Origin of the sequence: Mycobacterium kubicae, assembly GCF_015689175.1 — a bacterium.
Classification (GTDB): Bacteria; Actinomycetota; Actinomycetes; order Mycobacteriales; family Mycobacteriaceae; genus Mycobacterium; species Mycobacterium kubicae.
This window is the reverse complement of record NZ_CP065047.1, coordinates 536,100-559,286: the sequence shown is the minus strand read 5'-3', so window position 1 is coordinate 559,286 and position 23,187 is coordinate 536,100. Positions and strand designations below refer to the sequence as shown.

General features: G+C 78.2%; 5 protein-coding genes. 3 read left to right on the top strand and 2 right to left on the bottom strand.

Annotated features, from left to right (window positions below; genetic code table 11):
• Positions 1 to 125: 125 nt before the first annotated feature.
• Positions 126 to 1,019, top strand: coding sequence for an alpha/beta hydrolase (locus tag I2456_RS02595; protein ID WP_085072518.1), 894 nt, complete (start codon positions 126 to 128; stop codon positions 1,017 to 1,019).
• Here I2456_RS02595 and I2456_RS02590 read toward each other — a convergent pair.
• Complete coding sequence (locus I2456_RS02590; RefSeq protein WP_085072519.1) at positions 1,012 to 2,316, bottom strand: amidohydrolase family protein; 1,305 nt, start codon at positions 2,314 to 2,316, stop codon at positions 1,012 to 1,014. The two genes, I2456_RS02595 and I2456_RS02590, sit on opposite strands and share 8 nt — an antisense overlap.
• Positions 2,313 to 3,521, bottom strand: coding sequence for a CoA transferase (locus tag I2456_RS02585; RefSeq protein WP_085072520.1), 1,209 nt, complete (start codon positions 3,519 to 3,521; stop codon positions 2,313 to 2,315). The genes I2456_RS02590 and I2456_RS02585 overlap by 4 nt, the downstream gene beginning before the upstream one ends.
• Positions 3,522 to 3,814: 293 nt before the next feature.
• On the opposite strand from I2456_RS02585, the gene I2456_RS02580 reads away from it, so the two are divergent.
• On the top strand, positions 3,815 to 6,310 hold the full coding sequence (locus tag I2456_RS02580; RefSeq protein ID WP_085072521.1) for a PE family protein: 2,496 nt from the start codon (positions 3,815 to 3,817) through the stop codon (positions 6,308 to 6,310).
• A gap of 66 nt (positions 6,311 to 6,376) precedes the next feature.
• Positions 6,377 to 23,179, top strand: a complete 16,803-nt coding sequence (locus tag I2456_RS02575) for a PE family protein (protein ID WP_205880219.1) — start codon at positions 6,377 to 6,379, stop codon at positions 23,177 to 23,179.
• Positions 23,180 to 23,187: the final 8 nt, after the last annotated feature.

The window sequence follows — 23,187 nt, the reverse complement described above, 5'->3', positions numbered from 1 at the left end:
CTCGGCTTTACTGCCGAAGTTACGTCGCGTCTGTTTCGTTGGGATTGCGGCAGATTGCCGCCGCACTACCGCTCGCTCACGGCCCTCACCGCGCCGCTGCGTTTGACGTCAGTAATACTGGGCAGGTGCCGGACGACGAAGTCCATCCAGATCTGCGCCGCATCGCCCGCCTCGCGCCGCGACGGCTGGTCGGCCCGCGCACGCTGCCGCTGGTGCGGGCGTTCTCCGGGCTCCTGGCCCGCCGGACTCCCCGCGATGTCGAGGTGCTCACCCTGCCCTCCGGGGTGGGCGTCCGGCTCTTCCGCCCCGACGGTGTCACCGAACCGGCGCCGGCGCTGCTATGGATCCATGGCGGTGGCTACGTGCTGGGCAGATCACCCGGGGACGACGTGGTCTCCCGCCGGTTCAGCAATCAACTCGGCATCACCGTGGCCGCGGTGGACTACCGGTTGGCGCCCGAACATCCCTACCCGGCCGCGCTCGAGGACTGCTACGCCGCGCTGACGTGGCTGGCCCGGTTGCCCGCGGTCGATCCCGAGCGGGTCGCGATCGGCGGCGCCAGCGCCGGCGGGGGCCTCACCGCCGCCCTGGCCTTGCTGGCCCGCGACCGCGGGGAGATCCGGCCGGCGTTTCAACTGCTGTCCTACCCGATGCTCGACGACCGCAGTGCCGCCGCGCCGGCCCAGCCCACGTATCGGTTGTGGGATCCGCTCGCCAACCGGTTCGGCTGGTCGGCGTATCTGGGCGGGGCCGACCCCGAAATCGCGGTGCCCGCACGACACACCGACCTGAGCGGCCTGCCGCCGGCGTGGCTGGGCGTCGGCACGCACGACCTGTTCTATGAGGAAGACCTCGACTACGCCGACCGGCTGGTCGCCGCCGGGGTGCCGTGTCAGGTGGAGCTGATCCCGGGCGCGTTTCACGGCTTCGATCTGCTGGTTCCGAAAGTGCAAGTGTCGCAAAGGTATTTCGCCGCGCAGTGCGATGCCTTGCGGGCGGCTTTGGCGCCGACTACGTAGCCCGGTAGGCCACTTCGCCGCCGATGATGGTCGCGGTGACCATGGCCGCGTCCAGCTCGGCCAATGCGGCCGCGGGTGGTTGCGACAGAAGGCACAGCTGCGCGGGCTCGCCCGCCGCGATGGTGCGCGGCCGTGCCGGTTGCTCGGGGTGTCCGGTGAACATCGTCAAAGCCGTTGTGGCGTCGATGCATTCGCGTGGATTCAGCACCACACCGCTGGGCGTCGTGCGGTGCACTGCGGCGCGCATCACCGCCCAGGGATCGAAGTGGCCGAACGGCATGTCGGTGGACAGCGCAAGCGGCACTTCGGCGTCTCGCAGCGAGGCGACCCGCCACAGCTGCTGATGCTCGTGCTCGGGCACGTCGGTGAGGTACTGATCGCCGCGCTCGGCAACGAAGTTGGGTTGGGTCACCACGGTCAGGCCCAGCTCGGCCAGGTCGGCCAGGTTGTCTTCGGGCACCACGGCGGCGTGCTCGATGCGGTCACCCGGGTGGCTGCCCGCCGTGCGCAACGCAGCAATCGTCACCAGGAGTTGCGCGGCGCTCACACAGTGCACGGCCACGGGCCGTCCCGCGCGGTGCTGGGTGGCGACCCAGGCCGTCAGGGCATCCAGGTCGAGGCGGTCGTCGTGCAGGATCTTCTTGCCCGGCGCCAAAAACCTTAGCGTGGGCCGGAATTCGCCGCTGCGGTGGGCTTGGGTGAGGGCGGCCGCGTCCTTCGCGCCGAGGTCCGGGGTGGCGTCGGTGACTCCGGTGACACCGAGCGCGACGAGCCGGTCGCTGAGGCCGGCGAGGTCGGTCGGGCGCTGGGGCACCGCGCCCGACCAGCCGGGATCGTCGCTGCGCAGCCGCCCGTCGACGTGGTCAGCCAGGCCGATGCCGTGCAGGGCCGCGGAGTTGAGCGTCCACAACGCACCACTGCGGTGCTGCACGCGCACCGGAATGTGGGGCACCACCGCGTCCAGCGCAGCCCGATCCAACGGCCCGGCCACCGATTCGTGGTATCCGACCGCGCGGATCCAGCCGTCGGATCCGGGCGCGGCCTTCGACAGCGCTTGGCGCAGTTGCCCTTCGGTGGTGACCGCAGGCGGCCCGACGGCCAGCGAGTGCAAAGCCGAAGCCGCCGCTCGCACGTGCGCGTGGTGATCGTGCAGGCCGGGCAGCAGGGTACCGCCGGCGGCGTCGAGCACCGTTTCGTTTGAGCGGGCGGCCAGGCCGTCGGCAACCTCCTCGATCCGCGCGCCGACGCGGACGTCGACGATTCTGCCGTCCAACAGCGTGGCGCGCCGAATTATCATGGCAGGCAATGGCTTTGGCCCACCAGCCGATGCACCGCCTCGTTGTCGGCGCCGAGGGGGGCCGCTGCCCGCGCTGGGCGAGGGGCCGCGGGTGGCGGCGCCGGGTGTGGCGACACGGGTGGGTCGGTGGGCAGCGCGGCGTAGCTGGCGGCCACGGCCGCCATGGACACGTTGATCAGCTCGCCACCGCCGCGGTGCAGCGACCCCAGCACCGCCGCGGCGGCCTCCAGCCCGGCCAACGGGTCGGCGACGGCGTCGGCGCAGAACACCGGTCCCACGCCGACCAGGCCACCGGCCACCGCGGCATCGTCGCCGAACGCCGGCCGCCGGCAGTTGGCGCCATAACCATTGAGGCGCAACCAGATCCGGCCGGGTCGCGGGGCCACCTGGTCGGGGCCGAGGCGGCGGCGGGCCAGCGCATCGGGTCGCGACCCTTCGATCACGATGTCGGCGATGGTCAACAGGGCGCGGACCTGCTCGGCGTCCCGGTCGAAGTCAACGCAGTAGGACAGCTTGTGGCCGTTGATCCAGTCGAAGAAGGCGGGATCGCCGGCTCGGGTGCCGTCGGGCCGGGTCGGGCTTTCCACCTTGATGACGGTGGCGCCTGCCATGGCGAGCACCTGCCCGCACAGCGGACCCGCCCACATCGAGGACAGATCGGCCACCACCAGACCTGCCAGCTCGCGCCTGGCCGCCGGTGGCCACAGCCGCCGGGTCTGCGGCGGTGCGGCGGTGGCCTCGCCGAGGACGGCAGCGGGGAGGTCGAGCAGCGCGGCGCGCTCGCTGATCTCGGACACGGACCGGGCGCCCGCCCAGCGCTGCACGGCCGGCCAGGGATCCTCGGGCACCTCGTCGGCGTGCAGCAGCGCCGGCACCGCGGCGATGTCGTCGGGGCGAGACAGCGTGATCGCGCACCAGCCGTCGCGCGCGGACATCAGGCGGGTAGCGCCGCCGGCGGACGTGCGGCCGGCGCGGGTCAGTCCGAGCAGTCCGGCGCGGCCGGTCAGGAGTGCGGACGCCTCGAGCGTGATGCCGGTTCGGCCCGCGATGTCCGCGGCGATCTGTTCGGCGCGGCCCAGCACCGGCGCCCGGGAGAAATCGGGGGGCCCGTCGGCGCGGCCGGTGAGGTAGGCCAGCCCGCTGCTGCCCCATGCGCTGGTCCACTGGCTGCCCTGCGGTGACGGCACCGAACCCACACCACCCATGGTGGCCGGTTTACCGACCAATCGGATGACAAATTTTCGTCGCCGTTAACGAGACGACGGTATGGCGGCGGGCTTTCAGCGCACGTTTCCTCGTCTTATGCACGGATCCTCATGGCTCCGGTGTGGTGCAGATTACAGTTTAGAAACTTTTTTAATGACTTGAGCTCTATTCAACAGAAGTTAGTATGCAAAGTACCAAGTTGATCTAACGTTCGTTTCGACGCGACGCCGGCACAGTGACGGGAGCCAGGTTCATGCCCGTCGATCGTGGCCTAGGTAGGTAGGTGGTCCAGATGTCATACCTGTTGGCGTCCCCCGAGACACTGTTAGCGGCGGCTGCAGACGTCGCGGGCATCGGCTCGGCGATCGAATCGGCCAACGCGGCCGCGGCCGCACCGACCACCGCCCTGCTGGCCGCCGCCGAAGACGAGATCTCCACCGCACTCGCGGCCCTCTTCGGTGCGCACGCGCAGGCCTACCAGGTCGTCAGCGCCCAAGCCGCTGCATTCCACACGCAGTTCACGCAGGCCCTGGCAGCGGGCGCCAACTCCTACGCCTTGGCCGAAGCCGCCAACGCCTCCCCCCTGCAACAGCTGCTCAACCTGATCAACACCCCCACCGAGACGTTGTTCGGCCGTCCGTTGATCGGCAACGGCGCCAACGGCATCGACGGCACCGGGGGCAACGGCGGTGCGGGCGGCTTCCTGTACGGCAACGGCGGCCGGGGCGGCATCGGCGCACCGGGCCAAGCCGGAGGAACCGGCGGCAGCGCCGGTCTGATCGGCAACGGCGGCGCGGGCGGGGCCGGCGGCATTTCGATGAACGGTGCCGGCGGGGCCGGTGGCGCCGGCGGCATGGGCGGTTTGCTTTTCGGTAACGGCGGGACCGGCGGGGCCGGCGGCGCCAGCGCGGGCGGCATCGGAGCCGGCGGCGTCGGTGGGGCCGGCGGGAACGCGTGGCTGCTGGGCAGCGGCGGCGCCGGCGGAGCCGGTGGAACCAGCGTCAGCGCCGAAGGCGGCACCGGAGCGGCCGGCGGCAGCGCCGGATTCCTGTGGGGCCACGGTGGTGCCGGCGGGGCCGGCGGGGCCAATCTCGGTGGCGTCGGAACCGGCGGCGCGGGCGGCGCCGGCGGCAGCACCTGGCTGCTGGGCCACGGCGGAATCGGCGGCGCCGGCGGCAGCAGCGTCAGCGCCGATGGCGGCGCCGGCGGGGCCGGTGCCAGCGGCGGGCTCCTGATCGGCAGCGGTGGCGCCGGCGGCGCCGGCGGGGCCAACTTCGGCGGCACCGGGACCGGCGGCGCCGGAGGTGCGGGCGGCAACGCCTGGCTGGCGGGCTTCGGCGGTGACGGCGGTGCCGGCGGCAGCAGCGCCACCGGCGACGGCGGCGTCGGCGGGGCGGGGGCCGCAGCTGGATTCCTGATCGGCAGCGGCGGCTCCGGCGGCAACGGCGGCGCCTCGAGCTTCCTGGGCGGCTCCGGCGGCAACGGCGGCGCGGCCGGCAACGCCGGACTGCTGGGCAACGGCGGCAGGGGCGGCAGCGGCGGCAGCGGCCTCAACGCCGTCGCGGGTGCGGGCGGCAACGGCGCAAACGGCGGCAACGGCGGCTGGCTGCTCGGTAGCGGCGGAGACGGCGGCGTCGGCGGTTCCGGGATATCCGGCGAGGGCAACGGCGGTTTGGGCGGCAACGCGGTGCTCTTCGGGCACGGCGGCGACGGCGGCAACGGCCTGGTCGGCGGCACCGCCGGCCGTGCCGGACTGCTGATCGGCAACGGCGGCGACGGCGGCACCGGCCGCGCGGGCGCCAACGGCGGCCTGTTGTTCGGTAGCGGCGGCGACGGCGGCAACGGCGGCTTCGGCAACCCGACGGCCGGCGGCGACGGCGGCCGCGCCTGGCTGTTCGGCAACGGCGGTCATGGCGGTTTCGGCAGCAACGGCGTCGCCACCATCGCCGGCGGCAACGGATTCAACGGCGGCAACGGTGGCAGCGCCGGTGTGCTGCTGGGTGTCGGTGGTGGCGGCGGCGCGGGCGGCACCGGGCTGGTGACCGGCGTCGGCACCGGTGCGGGCGGCAACGGCGGCCTCGGTGGCGGCAGCGGATGGCTGCTCGGCCTCGGCGGTGACGGCGGAGCCGGCGGCAGCGGCGGCGTCGGCATCGCCGGGGCATCCGGCGGTCACGGCGGTGTCGGCGGCAGCGGCGGCGACGCCCGGCTGCTGGGTATCGGCGGGGCCGGCGGAGCCGGTGGGGTCGGCGGAGCCGCGGGAGCAGGTACGGCGGCCGGGGCCGGCGGCCAAGGCGGCAACGCCGGTGCCAGCGGCTGGTTGGCCGGCAACAGCGAGGCCGGCGGCGCGGGCGGGGCCGGCGGCACCGGCACGCTCAACGCCGCGGGCGGTGCCGGCGGCAATGGCGGGCTGGGTGCGTCCGCGACGCTGCTCGGCGACGGTGGGGCCGGCGGAGCGGGTGGTGCCGCAGGCAGCGGCGGCCACGCCAACGGCCTCGGGGCCGCGGGCGGTCAGGGCGGCGCGGCCGGCAACAGCGGGTTCATCTACGGCAACGCCGGTGCCGGCGGCGCCGGTGGTGCCGGGGGCACCAACCTCAACCTCGGCGCCGGTGGCGCCGGCGGTGGCGGCGGTCCGGGCGGCAACGCCACCTTGCTCGGTAATGGCGGAAACGGTGGCGCCGGAGGCGCCGGTGGTGACGGGACACCCACCGGGCCCGACGGACACGGCGGTGGCGGCGGCCGCGCCGGCTGGCTCTTCGGCCAGCCCGGTGCGCCCGGCCCAACCGGCTAACACGCAGTCAGACAACAACTTTCACACACACGACTCCATCGTGGCCTAGCGAGATAGGTGGTCCAGATGTCATTCCTGTTCGCCTCCCCCGAGGCGCTGCTGGCAGCGGCATCCGACGTCGCCGGAATCGGTTCGGCGATCGAAGCGGCCAACGCGGCCGCGGCGGGCCCGACCACCACCCTGCTGGCCGCCGCCGAAGACGAGGTGTCGACCGCCATCGCGGCGCTCTTCGGCAGCCACGCCCAGGCGTACCAGACCATCAGCGCGCAAGCCGCGGCCTTCCACACCCAGTTCATGCAGGCCCTCAACGCCGGGGGCAACTCCTACGCCTGGGCCGAGGCCGCCAACACCTCACCATTGCAGGCCTTCGAAAAAGCCGTGCTCGACGCGGTGAACACACCCACCCAGTTGCTGCTTGGGCGCCCGCTGATCGGCGACGGCGCCAACGGCACCGCCCCGGGCCAGGCCGGCGGCAACGGCGGGTTGTTGATCGGTAACGGCGGCGCGGGCGCATCGGGTGCCGCCGGGCAGGCCGGCGGCGCCGGGGGCAGCGCCGGGTTGATCGGTAACGGCGGCGTCGGCGGCGCGGGCGGCATGTCCCTCAACGGCAACGGCGGCGCCGGCGGCGCCGGCGGCAACGGCGGATGGCTGTGGGGCAATGGCGGCACGGGCGGTGTCGGCGGCGCCAGCGCCGGACTGCTCGGTGCCGGTGGAGCCGGTGGTACCGGCGGCCACGCGTGGCTGCTGGGCAACGGCGGTGCCGGAGGTGCCGGCGGCGCCGGCGCGTACGGCGGAGCCGGGGCGGCCGGCGGCAACGGCGGCAACGGCGGCCTGCTCTACGGCAACGGCGCGGCCGGCGGCGCCGGCGGCGCCAACCTCAGCGCTACCGGGACCGGTGGCGCCGGTGGCGGCGGCGGTAACTCCTGGCTGCTGGGCTCCGGCGGCGCCGGCGGAGCGGGTGGGAGCGGCCCGGCATTCGGCGGACACGGCGGATACGGCGGCCACGGCGGCCTCCTGACCGGTGCCGGTGGCGCCGGCGGCGCGGGCGGTGCCGGCGGCATCGGCGGCAGCGGCGGTGGCGGCGGCAACGCCGGCTGGCTTTCTGGCGGTGCGGGTGGCGCCGGTGGCGCCGGCGGCATCGGCCACACCGGTGACGGCGGCCTAGGCGGCGCCGGCGGATCCGGCGGACTGTACGGCGCCGGTGGCGCCGGCGGCGCCGGCGGCAGCGGCGCAGCTACCGGCGGTACCGGTGGATCCGGCGGCCGCGCCGGCCTGTTGTTGGGCGCCGGCGGCGGGGGCGGCACCGGCGGCAGCAGCGGTGGCCCGGGCAGCAACGGCGGCGACGGCGGTGCGGGCGGTAGGGGCGGCTGGCTGTACGGCAACGGTGGCGCCGGCGGTAACGGCGGCAACGGCGCGGCGGGTCTGGCGGCCGTCAACGGCGGCACCGGCGGCGCCGGCGGTCACGGCGGTTCCGGCGGCGTCGGCGGTAGAGGCGGGCTGCTGTTCAGCAACGGCGGCAACGGCGGCAACGGCGGGCTGGGCGGGGCCGGTGGCACCGGCGGTCATGGCGTCGACGGCGCCATGGGGACCTTCCCCAGCGGCAACGGCGGTGACGGCACCGATGGCGGCGCCGGCGGCGCCGGCGGTAACGGCGGCAATGGCGGTGCCGGTGGTCGCGGCGGGCTGTTCGGCCACACCGGTACCACGGGCGCCGGGCGCGCCGGCGGGGCCGGTGGTGGCGGCGGAATCGGTGGCAACGGCGGTGACGGCGCCGCGGGTGCGGCCAACAGCCCCAACGGCGGCAACGGCGGTAATGGCGGCAACAACGGGGCCGGCGGGGCCGGCGGCGTCGGCGGCACCGGTTCCACCATCGGCGTGCACGGTGCGTCGGGCACCACACCGACGAATGCGGGCGGTAACGGCGGTAACGGCGGCGCGGGGTACAGCGCCACCACGGCCGGCGCCAACGGCGGTGACGGCGGGGCCGGCGGGCGCGGCGGAAACTACGGCAATGGCGGTAACGGCGGGGCCGGCGGCAACGGCGCGGCCGGAGTGGCCGGCGCCAACGGCATCAACCCCGGCGACAGCGGCGGCAACGGCCTGGCCGGTGGGTCCGGCGGTCGGGGCGGCGCCGGAGGGACCGGCGGCTCGATGGCCGGTAACGGCGGCGCCGGCGGTATCGGCGGCAGCGGCGGCAGCGGTGGCGCGGGCGGCGCCGGTGTCACCGGCAACAACGGTGTCGCCGGCGTCAACAACGGCGCGGGTCAGTCCGGCGGCAGCGGCGGCAACGGCGGCACCGGCGGCACCGGCGGCGCGGGCGGGGTCGGCGGCACGGCGGCCCACGGCACCGCGGGCACATCGGGCACCGGTGGGTCCGGCGGTGACGGCGGCGCTGCGGGGCGCCCCGGTGATGGTGGGCACGGCTCCGACGGCAACGCCACCTACCTCGACGGCGGTAAGGGCGGCGACGGCGGTAACGCGGGCGCGGCGGGTACCGGCGGCTCCGGCGGCGCCAACGGCAGCGGGAGCGGGACGGGCGCCAAGGGCGCAGGCGGTGCGACGGTAGCCGCCCCGGCGGGCAACGGCGGCGCTGGCGGCACCGGTTTCAGTGCCACCACGGCGGGCGGCAACGGCGGCAATGGTGGGGCCGGCGGGGCCGGCGGCAATGTCGGTAACGGCGGCAACGGTGGCGCCGGCGGCAACGGCGCGGCCGGCACCAACGGCACCAACGGCGTCAACGCGGGCGACAGCGGCACCAGCGGTTTGGCCGGCGGTAAGGGCGGCGACGGCGGCGCGGGTGGTAAGAGCGGCGGCGCCGGCACCCACGGCGGTGACGGCGGCACCGGCGGCACCGGCGGCAGTGGTGGGGTCGGTGGTTCGGGCGTCTCCGGCGCGAACGGCGCCGCCACCAGCGGTGTCGGCGGCGCGGGCCAGGCCGGTGGAAACGCCGGCAGTGGCGGCGCCGGCGGCGACGGCGGTAAGGGCGGCGCCGCGGGCGCGGCCGGCACGGGCGGCATCGCCGGCCACGCGGGCGACGGCGGAGCGGCCGGCAACGGCGGGGCCGCGGGCACCGCGGGCAACGGCGGGACCGGCGCCAATGGCGCCAACGGCACCGCGGGTGTCAACAACAACGCCGGATACGACGGCGGGAACGGCGGCGCCGGCGGGGCCGGCGGCAACGGCGGTAAGGGCGGTACCGGCGGCGTATCCGGCGGTACCGGGGCGAACGCGGGCACCGACGGCACAGGCGGCAACGCCAGCAACGGCGGCATCGGCGGTAACGCGGGATCTGGCGGGACCGGTGTGTCCGGCGTCAACGGCACCGCCGGGGTCAACTCCGGCGCGGGGCAGGCCGGCGGTAACGGCGGCAATGGCGGCGGCGGCGGGACCGGCGGCGCCGGCGGGCACCGTGGCCTCGGCGGCGGCACCACGGGCGCGGCGGGCAACGACGGCCTGGGCGGCGCCGGCGGTAACGGCGGCAACGCGGGCCGCCCGGGTGACGGTGGCCATGGCGCGGATGGCACTGCGACGTTCCTCGACGGTGGTCGGGGTGGTGCCGGTGGTAATGCCGGTGTCTCGGGTACCGGCGGCAGCGGTGGCGCCAACGGCAGTGGTATCGGTTCGGGTGCTGCCGGTGATGACGGGGCGATCGTGGCGGCGGCCGGTAACGGCGGCGCGGGCGGCAGCGGCTACAGCGCGACGACTCCGGGTGCCAGCGGTGGTCATGGTGGCGATGGTGGCGCGGGCGGCAACGTCGGTAGCGGTGGTGACGGTGGCGCCGGTGGTAACGGCGTGGCCGGAAAGTCCGGCACCAACGGGGTCAATCCCGGCGCCAGCGGGACCGACGGGCAGGCCGGCGGGGCCGGTGGTGACGGCGGTAAGGGTGGTGCGGGCAGCGGCACCCTGGGCACCCACAGCGGCAACGGCGGTGCCGGCGGCGCCGGCGGGGCCGGCGGCCAGGGTGGCAGTGGTGTGGACGGCGCCAATGGGGTGGCCACCAACGGTGTCGGCGGGGCGGGCCAGGCCGGCGGCAACGCCGGTAACGGCGGCGCCGGTGGCGCGGGTGGTAATGGCGGCGCGGCCGGCGGTGCGGGTGCGGTGGCCGGCAACGGCGGAGCCGCCGGCAACGGTGGAGCCGCGGGCACCGCGGGCAACGGCGGTGTCGGCGCGGCCGGGGCCAACGGCACGGCAGGAGTCAACAACGGCGCGGGCTACGCCGGCGGTGCCGGCGGCGCGGGCGGCCACGGCGGCAACGGCGGCGCGGGCGGCCACGGCGGCAACGGCGGCGCGGGCGGCACCGGCGGTTCCGGGGCACAGGCCGGCGCCGACGGCAACGGCGGCAACGCCAGCAACGGCGGGGTCGGCGGAGCGGCCGGATCCGGCGGCAACGGCATCACCGGCGCCAACGGCACCGCCGACGTCAACAAGTACGGCACCGGCATCGGCGGCGGCCAGTCCGGCGGCGACGGCGGCAACGGCGGCACTGGCGGGGCTGGCGGCGCCGGCGGCACCGGTGGCCTGGGCGGCGGCACCACCGGCGTGCAGGGCGGTAACGGCAGCGGCGGCGTAGGCGGAGCCGGCGGTAACGCCGGCACCCCGGGCAGCGGCGGTGACGGCGCGGCTGGGACGGTCACCAACACCGCCGGCGGCGCCGGCGGGGCCGGCGGCAACGCCGGCAGCATCGGCAAGGGCGGCGCCGGCGGCGCCAACGGCGGCGGCGGCACCGCGAACAACGGCGCCGACGGCGCGGCGGTCGCCGGGTTCGCCGGCAACGGCGGTCACGGCGGCACCGGCTTCACCGCCACCACACCCGGCGCCAACGGCGGCGACGGCGGCGCCGGCGGGGCCGGCGGCAATGTGGGCAACGGCGGCAACGGCGGTGCCGGCGGCAACGGGGCGGCCGGCGGCAACGGTGGCAACGGCGTTAACCCCGGCGACAGCGGTACTAACGGCACCGCCGGCGGCAAGGGCGGCGCCGGCGGTGCCGGCGGAGCCAGCGGCGGCGCCGGAACCCACAGCGGCAACGGCGGCGCCGGCGGCATCGGCGGCGCGGGCGGCACCGGCGGTTCCGGGGTGAACGGCGCCAACGGGCAAGCCACCAACGGCGCGGGCCAGGCCGGCGGCAACGGCGGCAATGCCGGCAACGGCGGCGCGGGCGGCGACGGCGGCAAGGGCGGCGCGGCTGGCGCGGTCACCAGCCCGGGCGCCACCGCGGGTAACGCCGGCAACGGCGGCGCGGCCGGTAACGGCGGCGCGGCGGGTGTGGCCGGCGCCGGGGGCGCCGGCGCTCTGGGCGCCAACGGCACCGCTGGGGTGAACAACGGCGCCGGGTACGCCGGCGGCAACGGCGGTAACGGCGGCGCCGGGGGCAGCGGCGGCAATGGCGGCACCGGCGGCCAGGCCGGCGGCGTCGGCGCAACCGCGGGCACCAACGGCAACGGCGGCAACGCCAGCAACGGCGGCGCCGGCGGCGCGGCAGGGTCCGGCGGCACCGGCAGCACCGGGGCCAGCGGCGTCGCGGGTGTCAACAGCGGCGCTGGTCAGGCCGGTGGTGACGGCGGCGCCGGCGGCACCGGCGGAACCGGTGGCGCCGGCGGCAAGGGTGGCACCGGTGTCATCGCGGGCACGGACGGCAGCGGCGGCGTCGGCGGCAAAGGCGGCAACGCCGGCTTCGCCGGCGGCGGCGGCCGCGGCGCTGACGGCACTGCCACCTTCGTCGACGGCGGCGCGGGTGGGGCGGGCGGCAACGCCGGCAGCATCGGCCAGGGCGGGGCCGGCGGCACCAACGGCGGCGGCGGCACCGCGCAAAGCGGCGCCAACGGGACCGGCGCCAGCGGCGGCAACGGCGGCGCGGGCGGTAACGGCGCGGCCGGCGCGAACGGCGTCAACGGCGTCAACGCCGGCGACAGCGGCACCGACGGACTGGCCGGCGGTAAGGGCGGCGCCGGCGGGGCCGGCGGTTCCGGCACGGGCACCGGCTTCAAGGGTGGTAGCGGCGGCGCCGGTGGTATCGGTGGCGGCGGCGGCACCGGCGGCTCGGGCCTCAACGGCGTCGCGGGCACAGCCACCAACGGCGCGGGCACCGCAGGCGGTAACGGCGGCAACGCCGGCAACGGCGGCGCCGGCGGTAACGGCGGCCAGGGCGGCGCGGCGGGCGCGGGCACCAACGGTGCGACCGCGGGCACCGCGGGCAACGGCGGGGCCGCCGGCAAGGGCGGCAACGCGGGCAACGCCGGCAACGGCGGGGCCGGCGCTACGGGCGCCAACGGCATCTCGAGTGTCAACAACGGCGCCGGATACGACGGCGGCAACGGCGGGGCCGGCGGTAAGGGCGGCAACGGCGGCAATGGCGGCACCGGCGGCCAGGCCGGCGGGGTCGGCGCGAGCACGGGCGCCAACGGCAACGGCGGCAACGCCAGCAGTGGCGGCAGCGGCGGCGCGGCCGGCTCCGGCGGCGCGGGCAGCAACGGCGCCAGCGGCGTCGCGGGTGTCAACAGCGGCGCCGGGCAGGCCGGTGGCAACGGTGGTGCCGGCGGCACCGGTGGCGCCGGTGGCGCTGCCGGTAAGGGCGGCACCGGCGCCACCGCGGGCACTGACGGCAGCGGCGGCGTCGGCGGCAAGGGCGGCAACGCCGGTGTCGCGGGCGACGGTGGTCGGGGTGCCGATGGCACCAGCACCTTCGTCGACGGCGGCGCGGGTGGGGCCGGCGGCAACGCCGGCGGCATCGGCAAGGGCGGCGCGGGCGGCGCCAACACCGGTGGCGGCACCGCGCTCAGCGGCGCCGACGGCACCGGCGCCAACGGCGGCAACGGCGGGGCCGGCGGCAACGGCGCGGCCGGCACCAACGGCATCAACGGCGTCAACGCCGGCGACAGCGGCACCAACGGCGCGGCGGGCGGTAAGGGCGGCGCCGGTGGGGCCGGCGGTACCGGCGCGGGCACCGGCTTCAAGGGCGGCAACGGCGGGGCCGGCGGTATCGGCGGCGCCGGCGGCACGGGTGGCTCAGGGATCAACGGCGCCAACGGCGTCGCCACCACCGGAGCCGGCGGAGCAGGTCAGGCCGGCGGTAACGCGGGCAGCGGCGGCGCCGGTGGCGACGGCGGCCAGGGCGGCGCGGCGGGCGCGGGCACCAACGGCGCGACCGCGGGCACCGCGGGCAACGGCGGGGCGGCCGGCAAGGGCGGTAACGCAGGCGCGGCGGGCAACGGCGGGGCCGGCGCGGCGGGTGCCAACGGCATCTCGGGCGTCAACAACGGCGCCGGATACGACGGCGGCAACGGCGGGGCCGGCGGTAAGGGCGGCAGCGGCGGCAACGGCGGCACCGGCGGCCAGGCCGGCGGGTCCGGCGCGACCGCGGGCGCCAACGGCAACGGCGGCAACGCCAGCAACGGCGGCAGCGGCGGCGCGGCCGGCTCCGGTGGCACCGGCATTACCGGCGCCAACGGCACCGCGGACCTCAACAAATACGGCACCGGCATCGGCGGCGGGCAAGCCGGCGGCAACGGCGGTAACGGCGGCACCGGTGGCGCCGGCGGCGCCGGCGGTAAAGGCGGGACGGCCGGTACCGGCGCGACCGCGGGCAGCAACGGCGTCGGCGGCGTCGGCGGCAACGGCGGCAACGCCGGCACGCCCGGCAGCGGCGGTGACGGCGCGGCCGGCACGACCACCAACACCACCGGCGGCAATGGCGGCAACGGCGGTAACGCCGGCTCCGCGGGTAGCGGCGGATCCGGCGGGGCCAACGGCAGCGGCAGCGGCAGCGCCGCCGCCGGCAGCAACGGCGCCTCGGTCCTCGGCGCGGCCGGCAACGGCGGCACCGGCGGCACCGGCTTCACCTCGACCGTGGCCGGCGCCAGCGGCGGCAACGGCGGCGCGGGCGGTAACGGCGGCTCGGTCGGCAACGGCGGCGCCGGTGGCGCCGGCGGCAACGGAGTGGCCGGCACGGTCGGCAGCAACGGCGTCAACGCCGGTGACAGTGGCGGGGCCGGTCAAGCCGGCGGGTCCGGCGGCATCGGCGGCCAGGGCGGCAACGGCGGCTCGACCTCCGGCGCGGCCGGGGTGGGCGGCGCCGGCGGCGCCGGAGCCGACGGCGGCAAGGGCGGCGCCGGTGTCAGCGGCGCGGTCGGCACCAGCGGGGTCAACAACGGCGCCGGTCAGGCCGGCGGCAGCGGCGGCAACGGCGGGGCCGGCGGCTCCGGCGGCGCGGGCGGGGCCGGCGGCAAGACGCTGGGTGGCACCGGTCTCCAGGCGGCCAGCGGTGCTGGCGGCAACGCCGGCAACGGTGGCGCCGGCGGCAACGCTGGCGCCGGTGGTGCCGGCGCCAGCGGCGTGGCGGGCACCAACAGCGGAACCGGCGGCGCCGGCGCGGCCGGCGGTAACGGCGGCACCGGCGGCAACGGTGGTAACGGCGGCGCCGGGTCCACGATCGGCAAGGCGGGCAGCGCCGGCAACGGCGGCAACAGCGCCGCTGGCGGCAACGGCGGCATCGGCGCCGACGGCACGGCGGCCAACCCCAACGGCGGCAACGGCGGCAACGGCGGCAACCGGGGCACCGCAGGGGTCCGCGGCGCGGTCGGCACCGGTTCGGGCACGCCCAGCGCCGGCTCCAACGGCACCGCCCCCAGCTCGGGCGGTAACGGCGGTAACGGCGGGGCGGGCTTCACCTCGACGGTCGCCGGCGCCAGTGGCGGCACCGGCGGTAACGGCGGCAACGGCGGCAATGTCGGCACCGGCGGCACCGGTGGTGCCGGCGGTAACGGTGTGGCCGGCAACGCGGGCGGCAATGGCGTCAACCCCGGCGAGAGCGGCAGCGCGGGGCAGGCCGGTGGCGCCGGTGGTAGCGGCGGCCAGGGTGGTAACGGCGGCTCGGTGTCCGGCGCGGCCGGAGTCGGTGGCGCCGGTGGGACCGGCGCCGACGGCGGTAACGGCGGTGCCGGTGTGGCCGGCTCCAACGGCGTGGTCGGCACCAACAACGCCGCCGGTCAGTCCGGCGGGTCCGGCGGTGCGGGCGGCAACGGCGGTAGCGGCGGCAACGGCGGCGTCGGCGGGAAGACGGCCGGCGGCAGCGGTACCCAGGCGGCCAGCGGCGCCGGGGGCGCCGCAGGCAATGCCGGCAGCGGTGGCAACGGCGCGATCGGCGGCAACGGCGCGGCCGGCGTGGCCGGCATCAACAACGGCGCGGGCGGCGCGGCCGGTAACGGCGGCGCCGGCGGCGCCGGCGGCACGGGCGGCAACGGCGGCACCGGATCGACCATCGGCAAGGCGGGCAGCGCCGGCAACGGCGGCAACGGCGCGGCCGGGGGCAACGGCGGCATCGGCGCAGACGGCACCGCGGCCAACCCCAACGGCGGGGCCGGCGGCACCGGCGGCAACGCGGGCAGCGCCGGCGCGGCCGGCAAGGTCGGCACCGGCACCGGCACCCCCAGCGCCGGAGCGAAGGGCAGCACCGCCACCTCGGGCGGCAACGGCGGTAACGGCGGCAACGGCTACACCTACAGCACACCGGGCGCCAACGGCGGCAGCGGCGGCGCGGGCGGTGACGGGGGCAACGTCGGTAACGGCGGCTCGGGCGGTAACGGTGGCAACGGCGTGGCCGGCACGGACGGCACCGCCGGCGTCAAGGCCGGCGACAGCGGCGGCAACGCGCAAGCCGGCGGGTCCGGCGGTGACGGCGGCCGCGGCGGCAAGGGCGGCGTGAACGCCGGCAACGGCGGCGCCGGCGGTAACGGCGGCAGCGGCGGCAACGGCGGCACCGGCGGCACCGGTCAGGACGGCGCGACCGGCGTCGCCGGCGTCAACAACGGCGCCGGACAGGCCGGCGGCAACGGCGGCAACGGAGCCAACGGCGGCAGCGGCGGCAACGGCGGAGTCGGCGGCGGCTCGACCAAGGGCGTCGCGGGCACCTCGGGTCTGGGCGGCAACGCCGGCAACGGCGGCAACGCCGGCACGCCGGGCAGCGGCGGCAACGGCGCGGCCGGCACGGCCATTAACCCGACCGGCGGGGCCGGCGGCAACGGCGGCAACGCGGGCACCGCGGGCGCCGGGGGTACCGGCGGCAGCAACGGCAGCGGCTCGGGCACCGGCAAGTACGGCCTCGACGGAGCCATGCCCACCACGCCCGTCGGCAACGGCGGCAACGGTGGCACCGGATTCACCTCAACTGCGGCCGGCGCCAACGGCGGCGACGGCGGCGCCGGCGGCAACGGCGGCAACTACGGCAGCGGCGGCGCCGGCGGCAACGGCGGCAACGGCGTGGCGGGCGCAGCGGGCGTCGACGGAGTCAGCGACGGCAACAACGGCGGCACCGGTCAGGCCGGCGGCGCCGGCGGTAAGGGCGGCGCCGGCGGGGACGCCGGGGCCAACCTGGGTGACGGCGGCGCCGGCGGTGCCGGCGGATCCGGCGCCGACGGCGGCAAGGGCGGCACCGGGCACAACGGCGGCAACGGCGTATCCGGCGTCGACAACTACGGCACCGGCGTCGGCGCCGGCCAGAACGGTGGCAACGGCGGCAACGGCGGGGTCGGCGGCAACGGCGGGCAAGGCGGCACCGGCGGTAGCGCCGGCCTGTACGGCACCGCGGGCACCGTGGGCGCGGGCGGCAACGCCGGCAACGGCGGTGCGGCCGGGACACCGGGCAGCGGCGGCAACGGCGCGGCCGGCATCGCGACCAGCACCGCGGGCGGCAACGGCGGCAATGGCGGCAACGCGGGCAGCGGCGGCGCCGGCGGTATCGGCGGCCTGGACGGCGGCGGAGACGTCAGCGGCAGCAACGGCACCGCGGGCGCCGGCTTCACCGGCTCGGCCGGTCACGGCGGCAACGGCGGCGTCGGCTTCAGCCAGGCACCCAACGCCACCGACGCCAGCGGCAACGGCCTGGCCGGCGGCGCGGGCGGTAAGGGCGGCAGCGGCGGCACCAACGGCAACGGCGGCGCCGGCGGCGCCGGCGGCAACGGCTCCAACGGTGCGACCGGCAGCAACGGCGTCAACACCGGCTCTTCGGGCAGCACCGGCGGTAACGGCGGGGCCGGCGGTCAAGGCGGCGCCGGTGGCGCCGGCGGCACCACCGTCGGCAACGGCGGCGCGGGCGGGCTCGGCGGTAACGCGGGCAGCGGCGGCAACGGCGGCAGCGGCGTGAACGGCAACAACGGTGTCGCCAACTCCAACGCCTACGGCACCGGCATCGGCGGCGGCCAGAACGGCGGCAGCGGCGGTAGCGGCGGGACCGGCGGCAACGGCGGCGCCGGCGGCGCCGGCGGCAACGCCACCAACGGCGCGGCGGGCACCGGTGCGGCCGGCGGCAACGCCGGCAACGGCGGCAACGGCGGCACCCAGGGCAACGGTGGCAACGGCGCGGCCGGCACCATCGCCAACCCCGACGGCGGCGCCGGCGGCAAGGGCGGCAACCCCGGCACCGGCGCGGGCGGCGGCACCGGCGGCAGCGGCGGCGCCAACGGCAGCGGGTCGGGCGCCGGCGCCAAGGGTGCCAACGGCACCGGCGGCACCACGCCCACCGGCGTCGGCGGCAACGGCGGCCAGGGCGGTGATGGCTTCAACGCCACCGTGCCGGGCGCCAACGGCGGCAAGGGCGGTGTCGGCGGTGACGGCGGCCTGTACGGCGACGGCGGCGCCGGCGGTAACGGCGGCAGCGGCGCGGCCGGCCAGAACGGCAGCAACGGGACCGCCCTGAACCCCAACGGTGGCACCGGCCAGGCCGGCGGCAGCGGCGGCGCGGGCGGCAACGGCGGTAACAGCGGCACCCTGAACGGCAAGGGCGGCGCCGGCGGTAACGCCGGCAACGGCGCGGCCGGCGGCAGCGGTGGCGACGGCGCCAACACCTTCAGCGGCACCGGCGGCAAGGGCGGCAACGGCGGCAACGGCGGCCTGGGCGCGGCCGGCGGCACCGGCGGCAACGGCTACCTCGGCGGCGGTAAGGGCGGCAGCGGCAGCAATCCCGGCACGGGCGGCGGCGGCGGCACCGGCGGTGTCGGGCCGGGCGGCTTCGGCGGCAACGGCAGCGCCGGCACCACCCCGACCACCGCGACCGGCAACGGCGGCAACGGTGGCAACGCGTTCGGCCTGCCCGGCGCCGGCCAGACCGGCTACGCCGGTGGCGACGGCGGCAACGCCGGGGCCTACGGCAACGGCGGCAACGGCGGCAACGGCTTCACCGGCGGCACCGGCGTGACCGGTTCGACCGGCGGACCGGGCCAAAACGGCGGTGTCGGCGGCACCGGCGGCGCCGGCGGCGCGGCCGGTAAGGGCGGCAACGGCGGCACCATCGCCGGGAACAGCGGTAACGGCGGCGCCGGCGGCAACGGCGGCGCGGGTGGCACCGGCGGCGCGGGCGGTACCGGCGACTGGAGCGTCAACGGTGGCACGGGTGGCAACGCCGGTAACGGCGGCACCGGCGGCGCCGGCGCCGCGGGCGGTAGCGCCGGGACGGTCACCAAGGGCACCGTCGGCACCGGCGGGGCCGGCGGCAACGGCGGTGACGGCGGAGTGAGCGGGGTCGGTGGCACCGGTGCCGCGGGCACCGCCGCCCACCCCAACGGTGGCACCGGCGGTAACGGTGCCAACCCGGGCAGCGGCGGTAACGCCGGTCTGGGTGGCAGCGGCTCGTCCACCGGCAGCAACGGCAAGTCCGGCGCCACTCCCACCACCATCGCCGGAAACGGCGGCACCGGTGGGGCCGGCTGGAACTCCACCACGCCCGGCGTCAACGGCGGCAACGGCGGTACTGGCGGCAACGCCGGGCAGTACGGCACCGGCGGCACCGGCGGCAAGGGCGGCACCGGCGCGATCGGCCAGACCGGCGCCGGCGGCAGCACGCCGGGCGCCAACGGCAGCATCGGCGGCAGCGGCAGCACCGGCGGCAACGGCGGTACCGGCGGTAAGGGCGGCACGCTCGGCGGGGACGGCGGCGCCGGCGGTGCCGCAGGAAACGGCGGCTCCGGCGGCACCGGTGGTAGCGGGGCCGACGGCGTCAACGGTGGCGGCGGCGGCAACGGCGGCGGCGGCGGCAACGGCGGCGGCGGCGGCAAGGGCGGTGACGGCGGAGCGCCCAGCGCGGCCGGCTACAAGGCGGGCGTCGGCGGTGCCGGCGGCAACGGCGGCAGCAACGGTGTCGGCGGCAACGGCGGCAACGGCGGGGCCGGCACGGCCGCCAACCCGAACGGCGGCAACGGCGGCAACGGCGGCGTCCTGGGCAGCGGCGGCGGCGCCGGTGCGGGCGGCAACGGCTCCACCCTCGGTGCGAGCGGCAAAGCCGGCACCATCCCCACCGTCACGGCCGGTAACGGCGGTAACGGCGGCGCCGGCTTCAACCCCACCACCCCGGGCACCTCCGGCGGCAACGGCGGCAACGGCGGCAACGCCGGTTCGATCGGCAATGGCGGCAACGGCGGGGCCGGCGGCAACGGCACGGCCGGCACGGCCGGCGTCAACGGGACCACCGCCGGCAGCAGCGGCACCAGCGGCACATCCGGTGGCTCCGGCGGTAACGGCGGCGCCGGCGGGGCCAGCGGCAACATCTCCGGCAATGCCGGCAACGGCGGGGCCGGCGGAAACGGCGCCGCCGGTGGCAAGGGCGGCAACGGAGTGAGTGGCAAGGCCGGTCTGCCCGGAGTCAACAACGGCGCGGCCGGCAACGGTGGCAACGGCGGCAACGGCGGTAACGGCGGCTCCGGTGGCAACGGCGGGGCGGCGGGTGCGCTGCAAAACGGCAGCGGCGCCGCGGGCACCACCGGCACCGGCGGCAACGGCGCCAACGGTGGCAAAGCGGGCACACCCGGCAACGGCGGCACCGGCGCGGCCGGCACCGTGACCAACCCCAACGGCGGCAACGGCGGCAACGGCGGCAACGCCGGCATCGCCGGCACCGGCGGTACGGCGGGCACCGGGTCCACACCCGGCACCGCGGGCGTCAACGGCGCGTCGGTCACCGGACCGGCCGGCAACGGCGGTCAGGGCGGCGCCGGCTACAACCCGCTGACCAAGGGCGCCAGCGGCGGCAACGGCGGCAACGGCGGCAACGGCGGTTCCATCGGTAACGGCGGTAACGGCGGCGCCGGTGGTAACGGCGTCGACAACCTGGCCGGTGCCAACGGCACCAAGGCGGGCGACTCCGGCGTCGACGGCCGCGCCGGCGGGTCCGGCGGCAACGGCGGTGCCGGCGGTATGGGCGGCTCCGTCTCCGGCAACGGCGGCACCGGCGGCGCCGGCGGCAACGGCGCGGCCGGCAGCGCCGGCGGCAACGGCGTGACCGGCGGCAACGGCGTCTCAGACGTCGACCAGTACGGCACCGGAATCGGCTCCGGCCAAAACGGCGGCAACGGCGGCGTGGGCGGCAACGGCGGAAACGGCGGCAACGGCGGAGTCGGCGGCAAGACGCAGGGCGTCGGCAGCAACGGTGTCGACGGCGTCGGCGGAAACGGCGGCAACGGCGGCAAGGCCGGAACCCCGGGCGACGGCGGCAACGGCGCAGCCGGCACCGCCACCAACCCCAACGGCGGCAACGGCGGCACCGGCGGCAACGAGACCGCAGGCACCGGCGGCACCGGCGGCACCTCCACCACCAAGGCGGGCACCGCCGGCACCAACGGCGCCCTCGCCGCGGGGGCCGTCGGCAACGGCGGCAACGGCGGCACCGGCTACACCCAGACCAGCACCGCGGGCGCCGCGGGCGGCAGCGGCGGCAACGGCGGCAACGCCGGCAGCCACGGCAACGGCGGTAACGGCGGGGCCGGCGGCAACGGCTTTGCCGGCACGGCGGGCACCAACGGCGCCACCGCGGGCGCCAGCGGCACCGACGGAATGGCCGGCGGTGCGGGCGGCAACGGCGGTCTGGGCGGCAACGGCGGCTCGGTGTCCGGCAACGGCGGCAGCGGCGGCGCCGGTGGCACCGGCGCCCGGGGCGGCGACGGCGGGGCCGGCGTGACCGGCGCCAACGGTGTAGCCGGGACCAACAGCGGAGCGGGCCAGGCCGGCGGCAACGGCGGTAACGGCGGCGCCGGCGGCAACGGCGGCAACGGCGGGGCGGGCGGCACGGTCACCAGCGGCGTCGCCGGCACCACCGGCGCCGGGGGCAACGCCGGCGGCGGTGGCAATGCGGGCGCACCGGGCAACGGCGGCACCGGCGCCAACGGCACCGCCAGCAACGTCAACGGCGGGGCAGGCGGCAACGGCGGCAACGCGGGCGCCGCGGGCAACGGCGGCACCGGTGGCACCGGATCGACCGCAGGGGCCAACGGCAGCAACGGCGCCTCGATCGTCGGCCCGGCCGGTAACGGCGGCAACGGCGGCACGGGCTTCACCTCCTCCGCCGCGGGCGCCAACGGCGGCACCGGTGGCAACGGCGGCAACGGCGGCAACATCGGCAACGGCGGCAAGGGCGGCGCCGGCGGCAACGGGGTCGCCGGCACGGCCGGCACCAACCCGGCCACGGCCGGCGCCAGCGGCGGCAACGGCCAGGCCGGCGGGTCCGGCGGTAGCGGCGGCAACGGCGGCGCCGGGGGATCGACCTCCGGCAACGGCGGTGCCGGCGGGGCCGGCGGTACCGGGGCCAACGGCGGCGCCGGCGGCACCGGCGTGACCGGCGCTACCGGGGTGGCCGGGACGAACAACGGCGCCGGCCAGGCCGGCGGCAACGGCGGCAACGGCGGGGCCGGCGGCAACGGCGGTAACGGTGGCGTCGGTGGCACCGCGCTGGGCGCCGGATCCAACGGCACCGCAGGCGCGGGCGGCAAGGCCGGCAACGGCGGTAACGCCGGTACCCCCGGCAGCGGCGGCGGCGGCGCCAACGGCACCGCGGCCAACCCCAACGGCGGTGTGGGCGGAAACGGCGGCAACGCCGGCACCGCGGGCACCGGTGGCACCGGCGGCACCGGGTCGACCACCGGCGCGGGCGGCAGCAACGGCGTGGCGGTGACCGGACCGGCCGGCAACGGCGGCACCGGCGGCGCCGGCTTCAACGCCACTACCCCCGGCGCCACCGGCGGCAACGGCGGAGCCGGCGGCAACGGCGGCAACGTCGGTAACGGCGGCAACGGTGGCGTCGGCGGCAACGGCGCCGCGGGGACGGCCGGCAGCGGGGGCGTCAACCCCGGCGACAACGGCGGCGTCGGTCAGGCCGGCGGCGCCGGCGGCACCGGCGGCGCGGGCGGCCTGGGCGGCTCGATCTCCGGCAACGGAGGCGTCGGCGGCAACGGCGGCCAGGGCGCAACAGGCGGGGCCGGCGGCACCGGCGCGGCCGGAGACATCACCGTCAACAACGGCGCCGGCGGCGCGGGTGGCAACGGCGGAGTCGGCGGCGCCGGTGGCGCCGCGGGCGCCGGCGGCAATGCCCAAGGTGCCGGCACCGGCGGTGCGGGCGGCAACGGCGGGGCCGCAGGCTCCGGCGGGGCACCGGGCACCGGTGGCAAGGGCGCCGACGGCGCGGGCGCCAACCCGAACGGCGGCGTCGGCGGTAACAGCGGCACCGGCGGCAACGGCGGAGTCGGCGGCGCCGGCGGCAACGGCGGCAGCGGCGGGGCCACCTCCGGTAATGGCGGCAAGGCCGGCAACGGCGGGGCCGGCGGCAACGGCGGCAGCGCCACCACCGGGCAGACCGGCGGGGCAGGCGGCAACGGCGGCGCGCCCGACGGCAACGGCGGCACCGGCGGCACCGGACCCAGCGGCGGCAACGGCGGCGCCGGCGGCCCGGCAGGCACACCGGGCGCGGCGGGCACCGGCGGCAGCGCGGGCGGTACCGGCACCACCGGGGCCGGCGGCACCGGCGGCAGCCAGGGCGACGGCGGTGCCGGCGGGAGTGCGGTCGGCGCCGGAGTGGCCGGCCAGCAGGGCCCGTCCGGTACCCCCGGCAGCAACGGCTGAGCGGAGCC

What these genes read in the sequence shown, in the direction of transcription:
- I2456_RS02590 (WP_085072519.1), bottom strand. Translation starts at nt 2,316, where the DNA reads ATGATAATTCGGCGCGCCACGCTGTTGGACGGCAGAATCGTCGACGTC.
- I2456_RS02585 (WP_085072520.1), bottom strand. Translation starts at nt 3,521, where the DNA reads ATGGGTGGTGTGGGTTCGGTGCCGTCACCGCAGGGCAGCCAGTGGACC.
- I2456_RS02580 (WP_085072521.1), top strand. Translation starts at nt 3,815, where the DNA reads ATGTCATACCTGTTGGCGTCCCCCGAGACACTGTTAGCGGCGGCTGCA.
- I2456_RS02575 (WP_205880219.1), top strand. Translation starts at nt 6,377, where the DNA reads ATGTCATTCCTGTTCGCCTCCCCCGAGGCGCTGCTGGCAGCGGCATCC.